The organism is Bradyrhizobium sp. CAR08 (assembly GCF_052871955.1).
Map to the genome: position 1 here is coordinate 1 of NZ_JBIXJX010000057.1, position 4099 is coordinate 4099.

Sequence of the window (4099 nt, forward strand, 5' to 3'; positions counted from 1 at the left end):
CCCTGTTGAACATTGGCACGACGTATCGGCGACCCAACCCTCGGCGACGCCATCCTGGATCGCCTCGTTCACAACGCTCACCGTCTGCAACTCTCGAGAAAGCATGCGAAAGCAGAACGCCCGCAATCAAACTCTTGACGCCAACTCAAACCCCTGAACCAATCACCCATGTCGGTCAAAGCCGCTGCTCATCATCGCGCGAAACAGCTGCTCACGATCGCCTGAAATCGCCGCTCACCATCGCCGAAATACGCAGGTGATCACGGGGGACCGCCGCCGGCGACGATGGACAGGCGAGGTGAAGGCCGGGATCGTAGCGGAGAGCTTTGCGGAGGGGGCGAACATCTCCGAGGTCGCGCGGCACAATGTCGTTTCCCGCGGGCTGCTCACGGTGTGGCGACGCCAAGTTGCGGTGGCGCTAGCCGGCAAGGCGCCCGAGCTTCGTGCCGATTCAAATTGGTGCCGAGAGCGGTGGCGGGACAGCTCGCGAGTCCGAGCGTATTTCGTCGGCACAGATGAGGTCCTTGGAGATCAGCGCGCCGCCGACCAAGGCCTGCGGGGTGGTCGAGATCGAGATGAACGGGGCGCGCATCCGGGTCGAGCCAGGAGTGGAGCTGGCGACGCTTTTGACGGTGCTGTCGGCGCTTCGGGGCATCCGGTGATTGCACTACGGTCTGACCTCAAGGTGGTGCTGGCGGCACAGCCGGTTGACTTTCGCAAGTCGGTGCACACGGTGTCGGCGCTGGTGAGCGAAGCGCTGCGAGCGAACCCGTATTGCGGCGACGTCTTCGTGTTCCGCAGCAAGCGCATGGACAGGGTGAAGCTTCTGGCGTGGGACGGGCAGCGGCATGGTGCCGGTGACGAAGTGGCTGCACCAGGGACGCTTCACCTGGCCGCCGATCCGCGACGGCGTGGTGCATCTAAGTGCGACGCAGCTCGCGATGCTGCTCGATCACCCATGTTGATGCCTTCCTTGTGAGGCTGACAGATTCTTAGATCAAGTTGTGCAATGACGTGGTTTCGAGGGTCTCCGATACCATCAAGACGATGCGCATCCGAGATAGTCTCGTCAGCCCATATCTGCGGCAAGCGGCTGGTGAGGCTGATGACCTTGTTGTCGAGCTCCTTGCTTATGGCCAGTTGTGTGATGGCTTTGGAGGGCGTCTGTCGGGCAAGCGCCTCTTCGGCAGCGCGCACGTCGGTTAGCGCCGCTTCCCATCGGCGCTCGAGTTCTGAGGCGACCAGGCGATTGTCTCGATCAGCTCGATTGAACTGCCGTTCGGCGAGCGCCGCCGTGTATCGCTTGCGCTCGAGCTCTCGTTCTGCGCTGGAACGTAAGGCATTGTTCATCTGCTGCTGGACCCGGCGGGAGTGCGACAAGACATCGAGTTCGGCCGGCGCCAATGCAGTTAATAACGCATCGGCAACGGCCGCATCGATACGGTTGGTCCGGATGTGTTGGCGGGTCGGCTGGCCTTCCTGGGTCCGCAGGTGATTGCATACATACTCGCCGCCCCCTTGTAGCGGACGTACACCTTATGGCCACATCGTGCGCACCAGGCGATGCCCTGGAGCAGAAGCTCGCCATTGCGAGGCGCGCCTCGGGTTTTGATGCGCATGTATTCGGCTCGGTTATCTCTGATGACGGCTCGGATTTTTTCATAAATTGGCCAGTCGATATAGGCAGGATATCGATCTTTGACGACGATCCGCCACTCCTCAATCGGCCGCGGAGCCTTTTGCGGCAGGGCGCCCTCCCGCTTCGACGGCTGGAAGCGGGTTCGTCCATAGACGAAGGACCCGCGTATGCGGGGTTCTTCAAGACGGCCGCCACCGCGGCCAGCGTCGCGCGCGTCCAACTCAAATCGCCATGCCGACCTCGACGTGGCAGTTCGAGGTCACGCTCGTCAACGCCCGCGTGACCTTGGCAACGCTGCGCAGTTGCAGGAACAGCTGGAAGACGAGACCGAGCCGCCCTTGCACGGCCATGTCGGGATCCTTAACGACCACGCCGCTCGGGTCCCGCATTAGCCCGATTGGCAGCATAACCGCAAGTTCGCCGCGTTCGGCTTTGGCCAGCAGGCCGGCGGTCAGCCGGCTGCGGACCGTATGTAGCTCAAGCTCGGAGATCGAACCCTTCAGCCCGAGAAGCAACCGTCCGTTGGGAGTGCCCGGATCGTAGACACCATCGCGGTCGGCGATCAGACAGCCACGCAGACCACAGATATCCAGGAGCGGATACCAGTCGGTACGGTTACGCGCCCAGCGAGTCACCGTCGATCGACAGGATGAGCCCCCACTTCACTCAGGCCAACACGGCCAACGAGTTCTTTGAAGCCGTTGGGATGCGCCGTAGGCGCGCCGCTCAACCCGAGATCGGTATCAATCACGTCGATGGCCGCCTCACGCTATCCTAGTTCGCGGGCGCGCTTGCGGAGCGCGTATTGAAGGCGCAGGCTCTCCTGATTGCTTACGACCTGATGGGGTGTCGACTGCCGGATGTAGACCACGGCTTTGCGCGCCAAGTGGCTTCGTGTGACCCCAACTCGGACTTCATGAGGGATCTCCGCCAAAATCGCGGCGACGTCTTTGATCTGGCGTCGGAGCGCGGGCGTCAGCGTCGACCAAAGATCAGCTGGATCCATGCTCATGTGCGTCGGGACAATCCGCTGTCGATAAAAGCTCGAGTAGAGCCTCCATACTCAGCTTAATCTGATTTGCTTCTTGTCCACAATATTCGATTGTGGTTGCCTGAATTAGGAGACTGCTTCCCGTGCGAAACTCAACTTCATGCGAAGCGGGAATGCCTCGGCCTCGCTAGCCGATCTTCCTGATCACTCGAAATGAGCGGCCGTACAAAGGATGGTGGGGGTCTCGAACTTCGACTACCTCCGGAAATGATTCGTTAGACTCAGTATTGGGGACATTCCTCAATCCCCTCGCTCGACGGGCTGGAGTGGACGCGTGTTTCACCCAAGCCTGTGAAGCAGCCGGCCATTGTCGGCTGAGAGGTAAGGATTTCGCTGGAGCATGTGCGCGCGGATGTATCGTCTGATCATGGCGATTCGCCCCGACGCTCTACCGATCGATCCGTCAGCTCTGACCGAGATGGTGCTCGCGCTTGACGCCGAGAACGAGAAGCTGCGTGTGGCGATGCAGACGCTCGAGGAGATGATCTTCGGGAAGCGCTCATAGGCCGCGCAAGAAGGCGCGCCGCAACATCGGCGCGCTGTCCAAGCACCTGCCGCGCTGTGAGCAAGTGCTGGAGCCGGAGGCGACCGCGTGCCCGTGCTGCCAGGGTCAGCTCCACAAGATCGGCGAGGACGTCAGCGAGGTGCTGGACATCATCCCGGCGATGTGCGGGTGCTGCGCACGATCCGTCCCAAATATGGCTGCCGCAGCTGCACCGATGGTGTGGTCCAAGCGAAGGTGCTGCCGCGCCTGATCGAGAGCGGCATGGCCTCGACCGCACTGGTGAGCCACGTGGTGGTCTCGAAGTTCGCCTGGTATCTGCCGCCGTACCGACAGGTGCAAATTCTGGCCGGCCAGGGTGTCCATCTCGACCGCGCGACGCTGGCCGGCTGGGTGAAGCGTGCAGCCTGGTGGCTTAAGAGCCTCTATGAGCTCCAGCTGCGCACGATCCACGCTGCGCCGCGCGTGTTCTGCGATGAGACACCGATGCCGGTACTCGATCCCGGACGACATCGCACCGGCATCTGCCAGTTCTGGGCGCATGCCATGGATGACCGGCCATGGGGCGGCCCCTCGCCGCCGGCGGTCGCCTACGGTTCGCCGACGGCCGCGGCACGGAGGAGATCGCCGGACAATTGACGGGGGTTTCCGGCCTTCTGCAGGTGGATGGTTATGCCGCCTACAAGGCGCTCGCCCGCGGTCATGAGCGCGCGATCCAGCTGGCTTTTTGTCTCGCCCATGCCCCACGCAAATTTGACGAGGTCTACAAGACGACCCAGTGTACGCCTCCGATGGGGGCCGTCTTGCGTGAGGGTTGGTAATTCGCGAAGCGTGTGACCTTAAGTCTAGCTTTAAGGTCATCAGGCGATGCGGGTCGAGGTTTTAGGCGGGCTGGAGCGGCGGCGGC

The 4099-nt window shown here is 62.1% G+C and carries 6 protein-coding genes and 4 pseudogenes; 8 read left to right on the forward strand and 2 right to left on the reverse strand.

Annotated features, from left to right (window positions below):
• The 5 genes and pseudogenes from ACIPUD_RS39520 to ACIPUD_RS39540 all read left to right on the forward strand — a co-directional run.
• Positions 1–157, forward strand: a pseudogene (locus tag ACIPUD_RS39520) (ATP-binding protein); the annotation flags it as partial.
• Between the two features lie 99 nt (positions 158–256).
• A pseudogene (locus ACIPUD_RS39525) lies at positions 257–403 on the forward strand (transposase); the annotation flags it as partial.
• Positions 404–524: 121 nt separating this feature from the next.
• A complete protein-coding gene (locus ACIPUD_RS39530; RefSeq protein WP_446482959.1) occupies positions 525–662 on the forward strand; it encodes a hypothetical protein in 138 nt (45 codons plus the stop codon).
• Positions 663–694: 32 nt separating this feature from the next.
• A pseudogene (gene tnpB, locus ACIPUD_RS39535) lies at positions 695–832 on the forward strand (IS66 family insertion sequence element accessory protein TnpB); the annotation flags it as partial.
• A 16-nt stretch (positions 833–848) separates the two neighbouring features.
• Positions 849–965, forward strand: a complete 117-nt coding sequence (locus ACIPUD_RS39540) for a hypothetical protein (protein WP_446482960.1) — start codon at positions 849–851, stop codon at positions 963–965.
• A 444-nt stretch (positions 966–1409) separates the two neighbouring features.
• On the opposite strand, the gene ACIPUD_RS39545 is transcribed toward ACIPUD_RS39540, so the two are convergent.
• Complete coding sequence (locus ACIPUD_RS39545; RefSeq protein WP_446482961.1) at positions 1410–1859, reverse strand: hypothetical protein; 450 nt, start codon at positions 1857–1859, stop codon at positions 1410–1412.
• A gap of 1 nt (position 1860) precedes the next feature.
• Complete coding sequence (locus ACIPUD_RS39550) at positions 1861–2274, reverse strand: recombinase family protein (RefSeq protein ID WP_446482962.1); 414 nt, start codon at positions 2272–2274, stop codon at positions 1861–1863.
• 768 nt (positions 2275–3042) lie between these two features.
• On the opposite strand from ACIPUD_RS39550, the gene ACIPUD_RS39555 reads away from it, so the two are divergent.
• The 3 genes and pseudogenes from ACIPUD_RS39555 (at position 3043) to ACIPUD_RS39565 (ending at position 4013) form a co-directional block, all read left to right on the forward strand.
• A complete protein-coding gene (locus ACIPUD_RS39555) occupies positions 3043–3195 on the forward strand; it encodes a hypothetical protein (protein WP_446482963.1) in 153 nt (50 codons plus the stop codon).
• A 64-nt stretch (positions 3196–3259) separates the two neighbouring features.
• Positions 3260–3445 (forward strand): IS66 family transposase zinc-finger binding domain-containing protein, encoded by a 186-nt coding sequence (locus tag ACIPUD_RS39560; RefSeq protein ID WP_446482964.1) that lies wholly within the window; start codon positions 3260–3262, stop codon positions 3443–3445.
• Between the two features lie 11 nt (positions 3446–3456).
• Positions 3457–4013 (forward strand): annotated as a pseudogene (locus ACIPUD_RS39565) (IS66 family transposase).
• Positions 4014–4099 lie beyond the last annotated feature (86 nt).

Bases quoted from the DNA above. Each gene is read 5' to 3' on its own strand.
- ACIPUD_RS39540 (WP_446482960.1), top strand. From the start codon at position 849: ATGGTGCCGGTGACGAAGTGGCTGCACCAGGGACGCTTCACCTGGCCG.
- ACIPUD_RS39555 (WP_446482963.1), top strand. From the start codon at position 3,043: ATGTATCGTCTGATCATGGCGATTCGCCCCGACGCTCTACCGATCGAT.